This is a genomic window from Curtobacterium sp. VKM Ac-2884, assembly GCF_015350945.1.
Classification (GTDB): Bacteria; Actinomycetota; Actinomycetes; order Actinomycetales; family Microbacteriaceae; genus Curtobacterium.
In genome coordinates, this window is the sequence record NZ_JADKSA010000002.1 from 333,547 (window position 1) to 349,786 (window position 16,240).

Annotated in this window: 15 protein-coding genes; 10 read left to right on the forward strand and 5 right to left on the reverse strand. The window is 70.8% G+C overall.

All coding sequences use genetic code 11. The annotated features are described in order from the left end of the window. Positions 1–97 precede the first annotated feature (97 nt). From ITJ60_RS06045 to ITJ60_RS06060, 4 genes are all read left to right on the forward strand, one after another. Entirely contained in the window at positions 98–1,504 is a 1,407-nt protein-coding gene (locus tag ITJ60_RS06045) for an L-serine ammonia-lyase (protein WP_194647303.1), read from the forward strand. A 201-nt stretch (positions 1,505–1,705) separates the two neighbouring features. Further along, the gene (locus tag ITJ60_RS06050) at positions 1,706–2,563 is read left to right on the forward strand and encodes a hypothetical protein (protein WP_194647304.1); all 858 of its coding nucleotides are present in this window, start codon (positions 1,706–1,708) and stop codon (positions 2,561–2,563) included. 40 nt (positions 2,564–2,603) lie between these two features. Continuing rightward, the gene (locus tag ITJ60_RS06055) at positions 2,604–3,473 is read left to right on the forward strand and encodes an ATP-grasp domain-containing protein (RefSeq protein WP_194647305.1); all 870 of its coding nucleotides are present in this window, start codon (positions 2,604–2,606) and stop codon (positions 3,471–3,473) included. 352 nt (positions 3,474–3,825) lie between these two features. Then, positions 3,826–5,268: an FAD/NAD(P)-binding protein gene (locus tag ITJ60_RS06060; RefSeq protein ID WP_194647306.1), complete on the forward strand. Its 1,443-nt coding sequence runs from the start codon at positions 3,826–3,828 to the stop codon at positions 5,266–5,268. On the opposite strand, the gene ITJ60_RS06065 is transcribed toward ITJ60_RS06060, so the two are convergent. The 5 genes from ITJ60_RS06065 to ITJ60_RS06085 are packed head-to-tail and all read right to left on the reverse strand — an operon-like array spanning position 5,243 to position 9,927. Next, entirely contained in the window at positions 5,243–6,085 is an 843-nt protein-coding gene (locus ITJ60_RS06065) for a class II fructose-bisphosphate aldolase (RefSeq protein WP_194647307.1), read from the reverse strand. The two genes, ITJ60_RS06060 and ITJ60_RS06065, sit on opposite strands and share 26 nt — an antisense overlap. Continuing rightward, entirely contained in the window at positions 6,082–7,029 is a 948-nt protein-coding gene (locus tag ITJ60_RS06070; protein ID WP_194647308.1) for a 1-phosphofructokinase family hexose kinase, read from the reverse strand. Before ITJ60_RS06070 ends, ITJ60_RS06065 begins: the two co-directional genes overlap by 4 nt. Continuing rightward, the gene (gene nagA, locus ITJ60_RS06075) at positions 7,026–8,147 is read right to left on the reverse strand and encodes an N-acetylglucosamine-6-phosphate deacetylase (RefSeq protein WP_194647309.1); all 1,122 of its coding nucleotides are present in this window, start codon (positions 8,145–8,147) and stop codon (positions 7,026–7,028) included. Before nagA ends, ITJ60_RS06070 begins: the two co-directional genes overlap by 4 nt. Next, the gene (locus tag ITJ60_RS06080; RefSeq protein WP_123339405.1) at positions 8,144–9,049 is read right to left on the reverse strand and encodes an ROK family protein; all 906 of its coding nucleotides are present in this window, start codon (positions 9,047–9,049) and stop codon (positions 8,144–8,146) included. Before ITJ60_RS06080 ends, nagA begins: the two co-directional genes overlap by 4 nt. After that, on the reverse strand, positions 9,049–9,927 hold the full coding sequence (locus ITJ60_RS06085; RefSeq protein ID WP_123293030.1) for an SIS domain-containing protein: 879 nt from the start codon (positions 9,925–9,927) through the stop codon (positions 9,049–9,051). Before ITJ60_RS06085 ends, ITJ60_RS06080 begins: the two co-directional genes overlap by 1 nt. Before the next feature lie 132 nt (positions 9,928–10,059). Between ITJ60_RS06085 and ITJ60_RS06090 the strand changes: the two genes are divergently transcribed. The 6 genes from ITJ60_RS06090 to ITJ60_RS19265 all read left to right on the forward strand — a co-directional run bounded on the left by ITJ60_RS06090 (position 10,060) and on the right by ITJ60_RS19265 (position 16,212). Next, positions 10,060–10,848: a DeoR/GlpR family DNA-binding transcription regulator gene (locus tag ITJ60_RS06090; RefSeq protein ID WP_165901013.1), complete on the forward strand. Its 789-nt coding sequence runs from the start codon at positions 10,060–10,062 to the stop codon at positions 10,846–10,848. A gap of 148 nt (positions 10,849–10,996) precedes the next feature. After that, positions 10,997–12,247 (forward strand): Gfo/Idh/MocA family protein, encoded by a 1,251-nt coding sequence (locus tag ITJ60_RS06095; RefSeq protein ID WP_194647310.1) that lies wholly within the window; start codon positions 10,997–10,999, stop codon positions 12,245–12,247. 23 nt (positions 12,248–12,270) lie between these two features. Beyond that, a complete protein-coding gene (locus ITJ60_RS06100; RefSeq protein WP_123339407.1) occupies positions 12,271–13,596 on the forward strand; it encodes an ABC transporter substrate-binding protein in 1,326 nt (441 codons plus the stop codon). Positions 13,597–13,607: 11 nt separating this feature from the next. Beyond that, complete coding sequence (locus ITJ60_RS06105; protein ID WP_194647311.1) at positions 13,608–14,585, forward strand: carbohydrate ABC transporter permease; 978 nt, start codon at positions 13,608–13,610, stop codon at positions 14,583–14,585. Next, entirely contained in the window at positions 14,582–15,442 is an 861-nt protein-coding gene (locus ITJ60_RS06110) for a carbohydrate ABC transporter permease (protein ID WP_165901014.1), read from the forward strand. The genes ITJ60_RS06105 and ITJ60_RS06110 overlap by 4 nt, the downstream gene beginning before the upstream one ends. Beyond that, a complete protein-coding gene (locus ITJ60_RS19265; protein WP_194647312.1) occupies positions 15,439–16,212 on the forward strand; it encodes a hypothetical protein in 774 nt (257 codons plus the stop codon). Before ITJ60_RS06110 ends, ITJ60_RS19265 begins: the two co-directional genes overlap by 4 nt. The last annotated feature ends 28 nt before the right edge of the window (positions 16,213–16,240 follow it).

The following is a 16,240-nucleotide window of genomic DNA, read 5'->3' on the forward strand; positions in this document are numbered from 1 at the left end:
AGTTCTCGCGCTCGTGAGTCCGTGATCTGTCGCTCAGCCCGAGACTCGGCGCGGCCAGCTCGAGGCCCGGTCCGTCCGGACGGGTTAGTGTGGCGGCGTGCCGGTCTCCGTGTTCGATCTGTTCAGCGTGGGTGTCGGTCCCTCGAGCTCTCACACCGTCGGGCCGATGCGGGCCGGCGCCGAGTTCGCGTCCCTGGTGGCCGGGCTGCCCGTCGCCTCCGTCGCCGTCGACCTGTACGGCTCACTGGCGTCGACCGGGCAGGGCCACGGCACCCTCGGCGCCGTGGTCGCCGGCCTGATGGGGTCCCACCCCGAGACCGTCGACCCGGACGCGATGACCGCGGCGCTCGACGCCCTCGAGCGTGACGGCCTGCTCCGGCTCGACGGTGGGGTGACCGTGCCGTTCCGGATCGCCGACATCGTGCTGCACCCCCTCACGATGCTGCCCCGGCACCCGAACGCCATGCGGCTGCGAGCCCGTGACGGAGCCGGTGCCGACCTGGCCGACGAGACGTACTACTCGATCGGCGGTGGCTTCATCGCGCGCGACGGCGATGATTCAGTCGTCGCGCGCGACGACGGCGCTGGTTCTGTCGTCGCGGGAGCGGCGATCCCGGTCGACGACCGCGTGCCGTACCCGTTCTCGAGTGGCGCCGAGCTGCTGGCCGCCTGCGCTGCCTCCGGTCTGCCGATCAGCGGAGTGGCGCTCGCCAACGAGTCGGTCACCCGGACCGACGCCGACGTCCGCACCGGGCTGCTCGACATCCACGCGGTCATGGACTCGTGCGTCGACCGCTCCGTCCGTCGTGACGGATGCCTGCCCGGCGGACTCGACGTCCGGCGTCGTGCGGCCACGTGGCACGAGCAGCTCACCCGCGAGGACCCCGACCACGACCCGCTGTTCGCCATGGAGTGGGTGAACCTCGTCGCCATGGCGGTCAACGAGGAGAACGCCACCGGCGGCCGGGTCGTCACCGCACCCACCAACGGCGCCGCCGGCATCATCCCCGCAGTGCTGTACTACGCGCTCACCTACGTCCCCGCGATCACCGCCGCCGACCGGGACGACGCCGTCGTGCGGTTCCTGCTCACCGCGGGTGCCGTCGGGTCGATCTACAAGGAGCGCGCTTCGATCTCCGGCGCCGAGGTCGGTTGCCAGGGCGAGGTCGGCTCGGCTGCGTCGATGGCGGCCGCCGGGCTCGCCGAGGTCCTCGGGGGCACTCCGGAACAGGTCGAGAACGCCGCGGAGATCGCGATGGAGCACAACCTCGGGCTCACCTGCGACCCCATCGGCGGCCTGGTGCAGATCCCGTGCATCGAGCGGAACGCGATCGCGGCGAACAAGGCGATCAACGCCGCACGGATGGCCCTGCGTGGCGACGGCGTGCACCACGTGTCGCTCGACCAGGTCGTCGAGACGATGCGGCAGACCGGGGCGGACATGTCGACGAAGTACAAGGAGACCGCCATGGGTGGGCTCGCGGTGAACGTCCCGCTCTGCTGATCCGTCCGAATTCGCACGCCACCACCGAGTCCGGAACATCTCAAGTTCACACGTAAAGTATCAATGCAGTACGCTGCTCCTGGGCCGCCCCGCTGACACCGGTAGCGACGATGGCCTGTCGTCGAAGGGGCATCGACCATGGCATCATCCGTAACGGACGCGCAAGCGATCAGACGGGGCCCGGGGCCATCAGTCGGCCTGATGGTCGTGGCCGTGGCCGTGGTCTGGCAGGGGATCGGCACGGCTGTCGTGGGTTCGACGATCTCGCCGGCACTCTCGACCTTCACCACGGCCGTTGCGTTCTTCGGCGCTGCGAGCATCGCGCTCCTGGTGCTCGTCACCCGGGAGCACGGGCGCTTCCGGCCACGGGAGCGGCCGACCTTCCGAGAAGCGCTCGTCATGAACGCCGTGACCGCAGGCGCGTTCGGTGCGTTCTACATCGCGACCACGCTGATCCCGTCCACAGCGGCGAGCGTGATCGAGACGGGCCTGGGGCCGCTGATCATCGTCCTGATCCTCGTCCGCAACGGCGGACGACGGGCGCACGGGCTCGTCGTTCCCGGCCTCGTCATCCTCGCCGCCATCGTCATCGCCTGGATTGCGCTGCACGACGACGAAGAGGCGTCCGGGAGCGGAGTCGTACTCGGGGTGGCGCTGAGCATCCTCGCGGGCGCCTGTGCTGCGGGTGTGCTGCTGAGCTCGCACCGCATCGCTGGCAGGGGGGTCAGCGCGGCGCGGATCAGCGCTGTGCGATTCCACCTGGCATGGGCGCTCGGGGCAGCCATCGGACTGCCGGTCATCGTGCGGGGCAGTTTCGGACCGGGCGAACTCCTCTTCGCTGCCGGCGTGGGGGTGACCTGCATCTGCATCCCGATCCTCTTGCTCCAGTGGGGCGTCACCCTCGCCGAGCCTGTGCACGCCGCGCTGGTCATCTCGATGCTCCCCGCCGTCGTCCTCGTCGGCGAATCGTTCATGACGGGGGTCCTCCAGCCGGCTCTGGCGTTCGGTATGGCCGTGCTCGTCGTGTTCTCCCTGATCGGAGCACGTCTTGGCCGCTGATCGCGCTGGAACGGGGTCGGGGACCCGTCGAGTCCTCGTCGTGGATCCGGCCTCGAGCGGTCGAGACCTCGTCGCCGCGCTCCGGACCCACGACGGCCTCGAAGTCGCGGAGTACCGACAGGAACGTCCGTTCGAGGTGCGACGCAACGGACAACGGCCGTCGCCGGAGCCCTCGTTGCTCGACTTCGCACAGGCGGGGCAGTTCGACTGGGTCATCGCCGGCAGCGAGTCAGGGGTCACAGCCGCCGACTGGATCGCCGATCACCTGCGGTTGCCGTGCAACCGGCCAGAGTTCCTCTGGCACCGCCGGAACAAGGTCGGCATGGTCGAGCTCGCCGACTCCGCAGGTCTCCGCGCCCCTCGAACGTCCGTCGTGACCTCGAGAGCCGCGGCGGCTCGACTCGTCGCGCAGATCGAATCGGCGGGGCAGGTGGACGTGATCGTCAAGCCGGTCGGCAGCGCTGGGAGCGACTCGTGCTTCATCTGCCGCGATGCAGACGAGGTCGAGGCCGCTGTCGACAGCGTGCTCGGAGAATCCGACATGTTCGGAGCGCGGAACACCGAGGCGATGGTGCAGGAGCGCATCCACGGCACCCAGTACTTCGTCAACGTCGTCAGTGTCGGTGGCGAGCACACCACGACGGAGATGTTCCGGTACGGCATCGACGAGGCGGATAGCAGGCCGCACATCTACAGCGCGAAGACCATCGAGCACGCCGGTCCGGTCTTCGAGTCCGCCGAACAGTACGTGCACGAACTCCTCGACGTCCTCGGCGTCCGGTTCGGGGCTTCCCACACGGAGCTGAGGCTCGAAGGAGGCCTCTGGACACTCATCGAGTACAACGGCCGCTCGATGGGGCCGACGATCCGGCCGACGTCTACCTCCCCGGGCGAGGGTTCAGCCAGGTGACGGTCCTCGCCGCGGTGATCGCCGACGGACCGGCCGCGGCCGCCGCAGCCGTCGCAGCCGGACGCCCCGACCACTGCGTCGGATGGCACATGCCGGAGCCCACCCGAGCAGGTCGGCTTGCGGGCGTCCGGTGGGATGAGATCGAAGACGCACCGTCGTTCGTCGGCGTCTACGGCCAGCCGGCGGTCGGATCCGTGTTCAGCGCGGCGAACAGGGTGACGACGGCAGCCGCGGGGCTCCTGTTCTTCAGCCACTCCTCACCTGCTCAGGTCCAACACGATCTCGACCGCTCACGTTCGTTGGAACGTGCCGATGCGTACTTCGACCTCCTCGGACTTCCTCACGGTGCGCGATGACCCACCTGGGAATCGTCGGCGCGGGTGCGAGCGGTGCCGCCGCCCTCATCGCCAACCTCGGACGACGTGATGTCGACCGGATCACGCTCTTCGACCCGAATCCTGTGGGTCACGGAATTGCATTCGCGTCGGAGGCGTCCTGGCACCTCTGCAACACGTCGGTAGGGGTCATGTCGCTGCGCGCTGACGATCCGGCCGACTTCGAAGGCTGGCTGTCCCGCGACGGATCCCCACCCGCAGACGAGGTGTTCGTTCCGCGACGGCAGTTCCGCCGGTACGTGGCTGACCGGCTCCTCGGCGCGATCGCGTGCGGCACCGCCGAGGGGCGATCGGTGGATCATGTCCAAGCGCGGGTGACGGCGATCCGCACGGAAGGCGGCCGCGCGCTCGTCGCGCTGGACGACGGCGCGTCCTGCCGGGTCGACGAGGTCGTCCTCTGTGCAGGTGTCGGGGCGCCCCGAGTCCCGCCGGCTTGGGCTCGGCTCAGCGGGGAAGCGTCGTTCTTCCAGTCGCCCTACGACGAACGGTTCGACGAGTTCCTCCGTCATGATCCGGGCGCCAGGGTCCTCGTGCTCGGGACCAACCTGACGGCGGTGGACGCGGCGAAGACCATCCTGCAGCGGGGTGGGTCGGTCGTGATGGTCAGTCCGACCGCGGTGCTCCCGTCGGTTCGGACATCGCTCAGACGTGTCCCCACCCATCCGATCGGTCTCGATGAGTTCACCCGTCTCTCGGCGGATCCCAGTTCGTTCTGGGACGGCTACTCGTCCCATCTCGACCAGGCTGGACGGGATCGGGGCATGCCGCTGCGGACCCAGGTCTCCGATGCCGTCGGCGCCGTCTCCAGGCTCGCCGATGAGACTGCGCTCGCGTTCGAGGGGCGAATTCCTTGGCAGGAGAGCGTCGGCGAGTACATCGACTTGGCGAACCGTGTGTGGTCACGTCTACCGGGCAACCACATGCGGGCGCTGTCCTCGGTGAGTGCTGAGTGGATGAAGCGGCACGTCTCGGCGATCCCGATCGAGAATGCCTGGGCGTTGCTGTCCGCACACGACGATTCGAGGCTCGACGTCCGTGAGCTTCCCGACCAGGTCGAGCGGAAGGCAGGCGGCTGGCGAGTCCGCTGGACGGTCGGGCAGCCGCGTCACTTCTCAGCAGTGGTCTGCGCGGCCGGGTCCGAGCGGCATCCTTGGCGCATGACGGGTGACGGGGTCGCGCGACTCGACAGATCAGCTGGCGGCGCGATCGGCATCGATGCGGACCTGAACGTGCAGTTCCCCTGCCGGAGCACGGCGTTTCCGTTCCGGGTCATCGGCGATCAGACGGGGAGCAGGTTCCCAGTCGTCAACTACATGCGGACATCGGTCTTGCAAGCGCACTCGGCCGCGGGCCGCTCACCGCATCGCGACGGCATCACTTGCGACCCGCCAGCAGGCTGAGCAGACGAGCGGTCTCGGCGGAGATCGCCTCACGCCCGGCCGACACGTACTTCCGGGGGTCGACCAGGTCGGGCCGCTCGTCGAGCACCGTGCGCAGCGCCCGGGTGAACAGGCCGTTCAGGTGCGTCGAGATGTTGATCTTCGTCATGCCAGCCCGGACCGCGCCGCGCAGTTCGTCGTCGGACAGCCCGGACGAACCGTGCAGGACCAGCGGGACCGGCACCGCGTCACGCAGACGTTCCACCAGGTCGCGGTCGACCGAGGCCTCGCGGGTCTGCATCGCGTGCGAGGTCCCGACGGCGACGGCCAGGGCGTCGACCCCGGTGTCGGCCACGAACGCGGCGGCATCGGTGGGGTCGGTGCGGACACCCGGAGCGTGCACGCCGTCCTTGCCGCCCACCTCGCCGAGTTCGGCCTCGATGGCGACGCCGGCGGCGTGACACCGGACCGCGAGGGCACGGGTGGCGGCGACGTTCGCCGCGAAGTCCAGGTGCGAGCCGTCGTACATGACGGAGTCCACGCCCAGGTCGATGCCCGCGGCGACGAGGTCAGGGTCCTCGATGTGGTCGAGGTGGACCAGGACGTCGACGTCGGCGGCCCGGGCGATCGCCTGGGTCGCGGTCGTGATCGGTGCGAGACCGCCGTGGTACCGGACGCAGTTCTCGCTGATCTGCAGGATGACGGGAAGCCCGGCCCGCTCGGCCCCGGTGACGATGGCCTCGGCGTGCTCGAGGAGGACGACGTTGAACGCGCCGACGCCGCGGTGTGCCGTGCGGGCGGTGTCGAGCAGGCCCGTCAGGGCGAGGTCGGTGATCATGCTGGGGTCCTCGTTCGGTCGGGGTGGGTCAGGAAGCGGTGGACGTCGGCGGGGTCGACCTCGCCCGCCACCGGGCGCAGGACGGCGGCGGCGCCGTGGGCAGCGGCGGACCGGAGTGCTCGGAGCAGGGTGTCGTCGGCGAAGGGAACACCGGTCCCGGCGTCGATCAGCGCCCCGACCAGACCGGCGGTCGCAGCGTCGCCCGCCCCGGTCGGGTTGCCCGAGACGCCGGGCACCGCTGGGACCTCGAGCACGTGGTCCGTGGTGTGGGCGGCGATGCCGTGCGCTCCGCGGGAGACCACGACGACGCCGGCGCCGCGTTCCAGCAGCCGGAGGGCGGCGGCGCGCTCGTCCGCGGCGCCGGTGGCCTCGAGCAGCTCTTCGCGGTTGGGCTTGCAGACGGTGGCACCCGCGCTCGCCGCCGCCAGCAGTGCGGCACCGGAGCAGTCCACCACGCTCAGGACGCCGTGCTCGTGGGCCGTGGCGACCCAGCTCGCGACGACGTCGGGTGCGGCACCGCCGGGCAGCGAACCGGACACGACGAGGGCGGTGGCGTCGGCGCGACCGAGCAGTCCGTCGACCGCTGCGGCGACGGCGTCCCACTCGGTGCCGGTGAGTACCGGTCCGGGCTCGCCGAACATCGTCGGGTGGGCGACGTCGTCGACCACGGTGACGGTCGTGCGGGTCGTGCCGGACACCACGACGTCGGTGTGGTCGAGGCCGAGGTCGTCGAGCGCGTCCGACACCCAGCGGCCGGGTGCCTCCCCGAGGGGCAGGACGGCGTGCGCCGCGACACCCGTCGCCGCCAGGACCCGACCGACGTTCAGGCCCTTGCCACCCGGATGCCGTGCGACGTCGAGGACCCGCTGGGTCTCGCCGATGCGCTGTTCGGCGACCCGGTACGTGACGTCGACGGCCGGGTTCGGGGTGACGACGACGATCACGAGGCCACCGCCGTCCGCAGGGGGTTCCGCACCGCACCGGTGTCGGGGTCGAGGACGAGGAGGTCGGCGGGTGCGCCGACCGTGAGCGGCGCCGGTCGACCGAGCAGCCGAGCCGCACGTGTGGCCGATGCCGCGACGACCTCGGGCGCCGCGACGCCGCTCGTCAGCAGCCCTCGGACCGCGTCGGCGACGGTGATCGTGCTGCCCGCCAACGACGACCCGTCGGCGAGCACGGCGACCCCACCGCGGACCGAGACCGCGGACCCGGCGATGGTGTGGTCGCCGTCGGGGCAGCCCGTCGCCGACATCGCATCGGACACGAGCACCAGGCGGCCCGGTGCGCTGCGCTGGACGAGCCCGATCGTCGTGGGGTCGAGGTGGTGTCCGTCGACGATGCACTCGAGCAGCACGCGGTCGTCGGTGAGGGCGACCCCGACCGGCCCCGGTGTGCGGTGGTGCAGCGGCGGCATGCCGTTGAACAGGTGCGTGACGAGCGTGGCACCGGCGTCGATCGCGCGGCGGGTCTGCTCGGCGGTGGCGTCGGTGTGCCCGATCGCCACGACGACCCCGGCGGCGACGAACCGCGCCACGGTGCCGAGGGCGCCGGGGAGCTCGGGGGCGAGTGTCACGACCCGCAGCGCGCCGTCGGCGGCAGTCAGGTACGCGTCGACCTCGAGCGGGTCCGGGGCGTGGAGCAGGTCCACCCGGTGGGCTCCGCGGCGGGCCGGGGACAACCACGGCCCTTCGAGGTGCAGGCCCGCCAGTGTGCCGTCCGAGGTGAGCGGTCGTAGGCGCGCGAGGGCTGCGACGGTGTCGTCGGGACGCCCGGTCGCGATCGAGGCGACGAGCGTCGTGGTCCCCCGTGACCGGTGGTGCGCGGCGGCGACTCGGGCGTCCGCTGCGGAACACGTCGCGAAGTCGTGGCCGAGTGCGCCGTGGGCGTGCAGGTCGACGAAGCCCGGCACGAGGGTGCCCTCGACGGTGACCGCGGAGTCCGCGCGCGGCGGTGTGCCGGCACCGACCGCGAGAACGGTGGCATCGTCGCCGAGGACGAGCCACCCGTCGTGCAGGTCGTGGGCGGCGGTCACGATGCGTGGCGCGCGGACGAGCGTGGTCACAGCAGCACCCCGTTCTCGAGCACCCGCCGTGCGAGCAGGCCCGCGCCGATGGCTCCGGCGGCGTCGCCGTGGGTGGCCGGCAGGATCTCCGGTGCGCGGACCCCGACGAGCCGCTCGGCCACCGCCGTGCGGAGCGGCCCGAACAGCAGCGGTCCGGACTGGGCGAGTCCCCCGCCGACGATGACGGTGTGGCAGCCGGCGACCGCGGTCGTCCAGGCGAGGGCGTCCGCGAGCACGGCGATGCAGTCGTCCCAGACGGCGGTCGCCACGGGGTCGCCGTCGCGCACCCGGAGCATGGCTGCGTGCGCCGATGCCGACCCGGAGCGGCGTGCGACTCCCCCGGCCGATGCGATCTCCTCGACCCGGCGCCCCGCGTGCGGTCCGGACGGGATCAGGACCTGGCCGATCTCCCCCGCCCATCCGCCCCCGGACACGACCTGGCCGTCGACGACCAGCGCGCTGGCCAGGCCGGTACCGACGGGTACGAACGCCACCGATCCGCGGGACAGTGCCGTGTCACCGGTGTGGGTCTCGGCGAGGGCACCGGCGCGGACGTCGTGGCCGAAGGCGATCGGGACGTCGACACCGCGTCGGACGAGCTCGGCCCGCACGAGGTCGCGGACCGGCACGTCCCGCCAGCCGAGGTTCACCGCGAGGACGACGGTGCCGGCGGCTTCGTCGACGACACCCGGCGTGACGAGCCCGACGGCGTCGAGCCGACCGCGGTCGAGTGCCCGCACTGCGAGGTCGGCGACGGCCACGGCCAGTCGGAGCCCCGACGGATCGTCGCGCGGCGTCGGGACCCGGGTCTCGTCCAGGACGAGTCCGTCGGCGTCGGTCAGTCGGGCCTTGGTGCCCGTGCCGCCGACGTCGACCCCGAGCACCGCGCCTGCGCCAGCCATCAGGTGAGGATGACCGACCGCGTCAGCGAACGGGGGTTGTCCGGGTCCAGCCCACGGCCCTCGGCCAGGGCGACGGCGAACCGGTGCACGACGACGAGGCCGGCGATCGGGTCGAGGTCGTGCTGCACGAAGCGCGCACCGGTGGCGGCGACCTCGTCGGCCAGCCCCTGTGGAGCGGCACCGAGCGACCAGACGAGTCGGCCGGGCTGCGCGATGGCGATCGGCCCGTGCCGGTAGTCCATCGCCGGGTAGGACTCGGCCCAGAACTGCGCGGCCTCCCGCGTCTTGAGTGCGGCTTCGAACGTCAGGCCGACGGCGGCACCGCGGCCCACGAAGGAGACCTGCTCGGCGTCGAGCAGGTCGTCGATCGGCAGGGTCAGCGCGATCTCGGCCTGGGCGGCGAGGGCCTCGACGTCGTCGCCGATCGACGCGCGCAGCAGGGCGAGCGCCGTGGTGGCGAACCGCGTCTGCACGACGGAACGCTCGTCGGCGAAGGGCAGTGCGACCACGTCGTCGGCGACGGCCGCGGCGGGACTGTCCGCGACGGCCGTGATCAGGACGGTGCGCTGCGACGGCAGGGCCTGCAGCAGGTCGACGATCTCGGTCGTGGTACCTGAGCGGCTGATGGTGAGCACACGGTCGTACTCGCGCGACGCGGGGTACTCGGAGCCGGCGAAGGCGTCGGTGACCCCGAGGCCGGCCTGCTCACGGGCGACGGCGTAGCTCATCGCGATGAACCAGCTCGTACCGCAGCCGATGACGGCGACGCGTTCACCGGGCTGGGGGAGCGCGTCCGAGAAGGTCGGCAGGAGTGCGGCGGCGGCGCGCCAGGTCTCCGGCTGGGAGGCCAGTTCGGCGCTCACGAAGGTGTCGGTCATGGGAGCCTTCCGGTCCGGTTCGATCCGGGTGATCGATGATCAGGAAGCGTAGCGAGCGATCGTGCGCGATGGAAGACCAAAGCGTCAATTCCGATCACCGAGCAGTCGTGATGGCACCGTAGGATGGCCGTCATGACCCCCCAACAGCGGCTGAACGCCCTGCTCGAACTGGTGAGCGAACGCGGCAACGTGTCGATCGCCGAGATCGGCGAGCTGCTGGGGATCTCGGCCGCCACGGCCCGACGCGACCTCACGACGCTCGCCGACCAGCGGCTCGTCACGCGCACGCACGGCGGAGCAGCGGCGCTCGGGGCCGGCTACGAACTGCCCCTGCAGTACAAGATCGCGCGCCAGGCCGAGGCGAAGACCGCCATCGCCCGTGCCGCCGCGCGACTGGTGCAGCCGGGCGAGACCGTCGGGCTGAACGGTGGGACCACCACGACCGAGGTTGCGCGGGAACTCGGCAAGAGCGAGCGGTTCATCCGTGCCGACGGCGAGTTCGGGATCACCATCGTGACGAACGCGCTCAACGTCGGGTACGAGCTGTCCGTCCGCGCCAACGTCAAGATCGTGGTCACGGGCGGGGTGGCGCGGCGGCAGTCGTACGAGCTCGTCGGCCCGCTCGTCCGCGACACCCTCGACGAGTTCGCACTCGACCTCGTGGTCCTCGGGGTGGACGGGCTCACCGGGCAGTACGGCGCCACGACCATGCACGAGGGCGAGGCCGAGGTCAGCCGGCACTTCGCCTCGGTCGGCCGACGGGTCATCGTGGTCGCCGACTCGACCAAGATCGAGCGGTCGACGTTCGCCAGGATCTGTCCCCTGGACCGCATCGACGTCCTGGTCACCGACCAGCCCGTCCCGCCGGCCTTCGCAGCCGACCTCGCCAGCGCCGGCGTGGAGCTCGTCGTCGCCGACTGAGCCGACGGACGACCGCCCGGATCGCGGGCGCGACGTTTCGATCGTGTAAAACCCTCCCGCCGTGGACCCATGAGCGATCCGTGAGCGCCTATTGTGCATTCATGATCGATTCGGCATCATGGGCGTCACAATCACGCAAGGGAGCGAGATGAGCATGGGCGTTGACAACGGGATCCTCCGCGTCGCGGTGATCGGGATGGGCCAGCGGTCCGCGATCGCACGGCACGTCGCCGAGGCGGTCGCCGCGGACCCGTCACTGCGGGCGCAGGTCGTCGCCGTGGCGGACGTCACCGCAGCGGGCCGCGAGCGCGGGCGGGCCGAGTACTCCGATGCGCTGGTGGTCGAGCACCACCGGGACCTCACCGGCCAGGTCGACGCTGCGATCGTGACCACGCCGGACTGGACGCACGCCGAGATCGCGATCGACCTGCTCCGCGCGGGCATCGCCGTCTACCTCGAGAAGCCCCTCGCCATCACGGTCGAGGACGCCGACGCGGTGCTCAACACCGCCGCCGAGACGGGCACCCCGCTCTACGTCGGCCACAACTTCCGCCACGCGGCCGTCGTCCGCCTGATGCGCGAGATCGTCGACCGCGGCGAGATCGGCGAGGTCAAGGCCGTCTGGTGCCGCCACTTCGTCGGCAACGGCGGGGACTACTACTTCAAGGACTGGCACGCCGACCGTGCGAACGTCAACTCCCTGCTCCTGCAGAAGGCCAGCCACGACCTGGACGTCATCCACGCGCTCGGCGGCGGGGACACCAGTCGCGTCGTGGGCATGGGGGCGCTGTCGGTCTACGGCGACGTCACCGACCGACGGGACCGCAGCGGCGAGCTGATGGGGGACTGGTTCTCCCACGACAACTGGCCGCCGCTCGCCCAGACGGGACTGAACCCGGTCGTCGACGTCGAGGACGTCTCGATGGTGATGATGACGCTCGACAACGGCGTGCAGGCCAGCTACGAGCAGTGCCACTTCACCCCGGACTACTGGCGGAACTACACCGTCATCGGCACCGAGGGTCGCCTCGAGAACATCGGCGACACCGGCGGTGGCGTCGTGAAGGTCTGGACGCACCGTCGCGGCTGGGACACCGCGGGGGACCGCGAGTACCCGATCGACGGCGTCGAGGACGGCCACGCCGACGCCGACCTGATCACCATGACCGAGTTCCTGCGGTCCGTCGCCCTCGGCGAACCGACGGAGCTGTCCCCGATCGCGGCGCGCGCCGCGGTCGCCGCCGGTGCCCTCGCGACCCGTTCGCTGCGCACCGGTTCCGTCCCCATCGACGTCCCGCCGCTGCCGGCCGAGACGATCGCGCACTTCAGCCGGCCCGTCACACCCTCCACACGACCCGCTCCGCACCCCACCCACCCCGCCCAGACCGTCGGTTCCTGACGGCCGTGCGAAAGGACCTCCCGATGACCGCACACATCCCCGCCCGAGGAACCGGCGTCCGCCGGATCCTCGTCGGCGCCGTCGCCGCCCTCGGCGCGGCCGCACTCCTCGCCGGGTGCTCCACGTCCTCCGGGGCGTCGAGCTCCGGCGGCGACTACACCGCCGCTGCGAAGGACACCAAGGCGAACCTGACGTACGCCGTCTGGGACGAGAACCAGGTCAAGGCGATCAAGGCCAACCTCAAGGGCTTCAACGAGGAGTACCCGGACATCAAGGTCAGCGTCGACGTCACGCCGTTCGCCAACTACTGGACGAAGCTGCAGACCCAGGGTTCGAGCAACACGCTTCCCGACCTGTTCTGGATGAACGGCCCCAACTTCCAGCTGTACGCGGCCAACGGCAAGCTCGCGCCGATCACCGGCGAGGTCAAGGCCGGCGACATCGACCCCGCGAAGTACTCGAGCGCGCTGAACGACCTGTACACGTACGACGACACCCAGTACGGCGTGCCGAAGGACTTCGACACCATCGGCGTCTGGGTCAACAAGGCCCTGTTCGAGAAGGCCGGCATGGACCTGCCGTCGAAGGACTGGACCTGGGACGACTTCCAGAAGACCGGCGCCGAGCTCAGCGAGAAGCTCAAGGCCGACGGCGCGTACGGCGCGGCCGGCGGCATGGACGGCCAGACGACCTACTACGACACGATCTTCCAGGCCGGGGGATCGGTCGTGAACGCGGACGGCACGAAGTCCGAGTACGCCTCGAAGGCCTCGGAAGCGGGCCTGCAGTTCTGGACGGACCTGATCGACTCGGGCGCTTCGCCGTCGATGAAGCAGCTCACCGACACCACCGCCGACCAGTGGTTCACGTCGGGCAAGCTCGCGATGTACCAGGGCGGCAGCTGGTTCCGCTCGGCCCTGACCGGCACCGCGATGGAGAAGGACATCGTCGTGTACCCCCTGCCGAAGGGCAAGGAGCAGGCGACCGTCATCCACGGTGTCTCGAACGTCGTGTCCGAGGCGAGCAAGAACAAGGCCGCGGCGCAGGCGCTCCAGGTCTACCTCGCCGGCAAGACCGCCCAGCAGCAGCAGGGCGACATGGGCGCCGTCATCCCCGCCTACGAGGGCACGCAGTCCGCCTTCACGAAGACGATGCCGGACGCCGACCTGCAGGTGTTCCTCGACGCCGTCGACTACGCCAAGCCCCTGCCGGTGTCGAAGAACACCGCCGCGTGGAACACCCTCGAGACCAACCTCCTGCCGAACGCCTTCGACGGGTCGACCCCGGTCGACGACGTCGCGAAGCAGCTCGCGCAGAAGATGGACGCCGCCCTCGCCAAGGAACAGTGAGTCCCGAGCCGATGACGATCAACACCGAGCGGCCGCAGGCCGCCTCCACCCCCGCCCGGACGACGCGTTCGTCCGGGCGGGGCGCCCCCGGCCCGACGGCCGGCGGCAAGCGCGCACCCCGACGGACCGACGGCTGGTGGCCGTGGCTGTTCGTCCTGCCGCTGCTCATCGGCGTCGGCACGTTCTACATCTGGCCGATCATCCAGACGTTCTGGTACTCGTTCACCAGCTGGGGCGTGTTCGGCGGTGCGACGTTCAGCGGCGTCGCGAACTACGTCCGGCTCGCCGGTGACCCGCAGCTGTACCAGTCGCTGCTCAACACGATCGTCTACACGGTCATCGTGCTGGCCGGCATCCCGCTCGCGGTGTGGCTCGCCAGCCTGCTGAACACCCCGGGCCTGCGGTTCGCGCAGTTCTACCGGGTGCTCTTCTTCCTGCCCTACGTCGCCATGCCGGCCGCGATCGCCCTCGTCTGGCGCATCATGTTCAACGGCGACTACGGCATCGTGAACTGGTTCATCGGACTGTTCGGCATCGACGGTCCGTACTGGATCTCGACGCCCGGGTTCGCGCTCGTCGCGGTGAGCTTCGTCGGCCTGTGGTCGTCCCTCGGATTCTCGATGATCATCCTCGGCGCCGGCCTCAAGGACATCCCACCGGAGCTGTACGAGGCCGCCGAACTCGACGGCGCGAGCCGCTGGCGGCAGTTCCGCTCCGTCACGGTCCCGCTGCTCAGCCCGAGCATCTTCTTCGTGGTCATCGTCACGACGATCTCGAGCTTCCAGCTGTTCGACCTGCTCTACGCCATCCTCGGCAGCACCAACCCGGTGATCCCGAAGACGATGTCGCTCGTCTTCTACTTCTACAGCGCCGGGTTCATCGACAACGACAAGGGCTTCGCGGCCGCGATCGCGATGGTGATCTTCCTGCTCATCGGCATCGTCACGCTCGTGCAGTTCCGCGTCCAACGGAAGTGGGTGCAGGCATGACCGCAACCGTCACACCGCCACGGGCAGCACGCCGGCCCGGTCGTCGCGGCGGCAGTCACTGGTGGATCCACGTCGTCCTCGGCGTCGGCGGCTTCGCGATGGCGTTCCCGTTCGTGTGGCAGATCATCATGTCGCTGTCCACGAACGCCCAGGTGCAGTCCGTCACGCCGACGTTCTGGCCGGGGGAGCTGCAGTGGCAGAACTACGCGCAGGTGTTCGAGCGTCTGCCGTTCCTCAGCCAGCTCGGCACGTCCGTGTACGTCACGATCATCCGCACCCTCGCGCAGATCGTGCTCTGCACGCTCGCCGGCTACGCCTTCGCCCGCATGCGGTTCCGCGGCCGGGCGATCCTGCTCGCGATCGTGTTGTCGATCCTGCTCGTGCCGTCGCAGGTCTACCTGATCTCGCAGTACCAGATCGTGCAGGGGCTCGGATGGCTCGACACCCTGATGGGGATCGTCGCGCCGGGCCTGTTCAGCGCGTTCGGCACCTTCCTGATGCGGACGGCGTTCCTGAACATGCCGCCGGAGCTCGAAGAGGCTGCGCGCATGGACGGCGCGAACCCGTTCCAGACCTTCTGGCGGATCATGCTGCCGCTCGCGCGTCCCTCGATCAGCGTGCTCGCGATCACGACGGTGCTGTGGTCGTGGAACGAGCTGCTCTGGCCGCTCGTCGTCTCGACCCGTGCCGAGGACATGCCCCTCGCCGCAGGACTCGCGACGCTGTCGAGCGACCGGACGATCGACTACCCGGTGCTCATGGCCGCGAGCCTGATGGCCATGGCCCCGGTGCTCATCATGTTCATCGTCCTGCAGCGGCGGGTGATGGACGGGCTCGCCTCGTCCGGTCTGAAGTGACCGCCGACACCCCCGGCCAGGAGGCCCGTCCTGCGTCCGTCGCGGTCCTCGCCGCCGCCGTGGGGTCGCCGGACGACTCCGCCACGGTGGCGGCCGCACTGGCCGCCACCGTCGCCGACGCGGAGCCCGCCCAGCGGGACGCCCTGCTGATCGCCGCGTTCCGCGCGTCCGTGCCCGGCAACGCCGCGGCGCTCGAGGCGCGGGGACTCCCGCGCAGCCTGGCGGAGGCGTCCGTCGCCGACGTCGGTCGGAAACTCGACCGGTACGGCCTGCGTGGCACGGGGGTGGACTGGCTCGTCGCGGTGGCGACCGGTCGCGTGGTGGCCGTGGGGCGCCTCCAGTACGAACTCGGCGACCACCTGCCGGACGGTCAGCCGGCCTGGGGCGTCCACGTCCCGGAGACCGGACCGCTCGATCCGGACGCCTGCGACCGGTCGTTCTCCCGCGCGCCGGAGGTCCTGCGAGCCCTCGCACCGGCGCTCGCCGCCGGTCGGTGGCAGTGCCGCTCGTGGATCCTCGATCCCGGTCTGGCCACGGTGCTCGGTCCCGATGCGAACCTGGTGCGCTTCGCGCGACGGTTCCGGCTCGCGCCGCCCGGCCCACACGACGCCGCCGAGGGGGACGAGAGCGTGGCGAAGTTCGTGTTCGGCGTGCCGCTGGCCACGGCGCGCGCCTCGGACGCGTCCGGTCGCCTGCCCCGGGCGGTGCTCGACCGGTGGGCGGCGGGCGCGCACTGGACCGAACGGACCGGCACCGCACCCGTCGTCTGATCGCGCGCAGCAGGCAGCGCGTACCGTG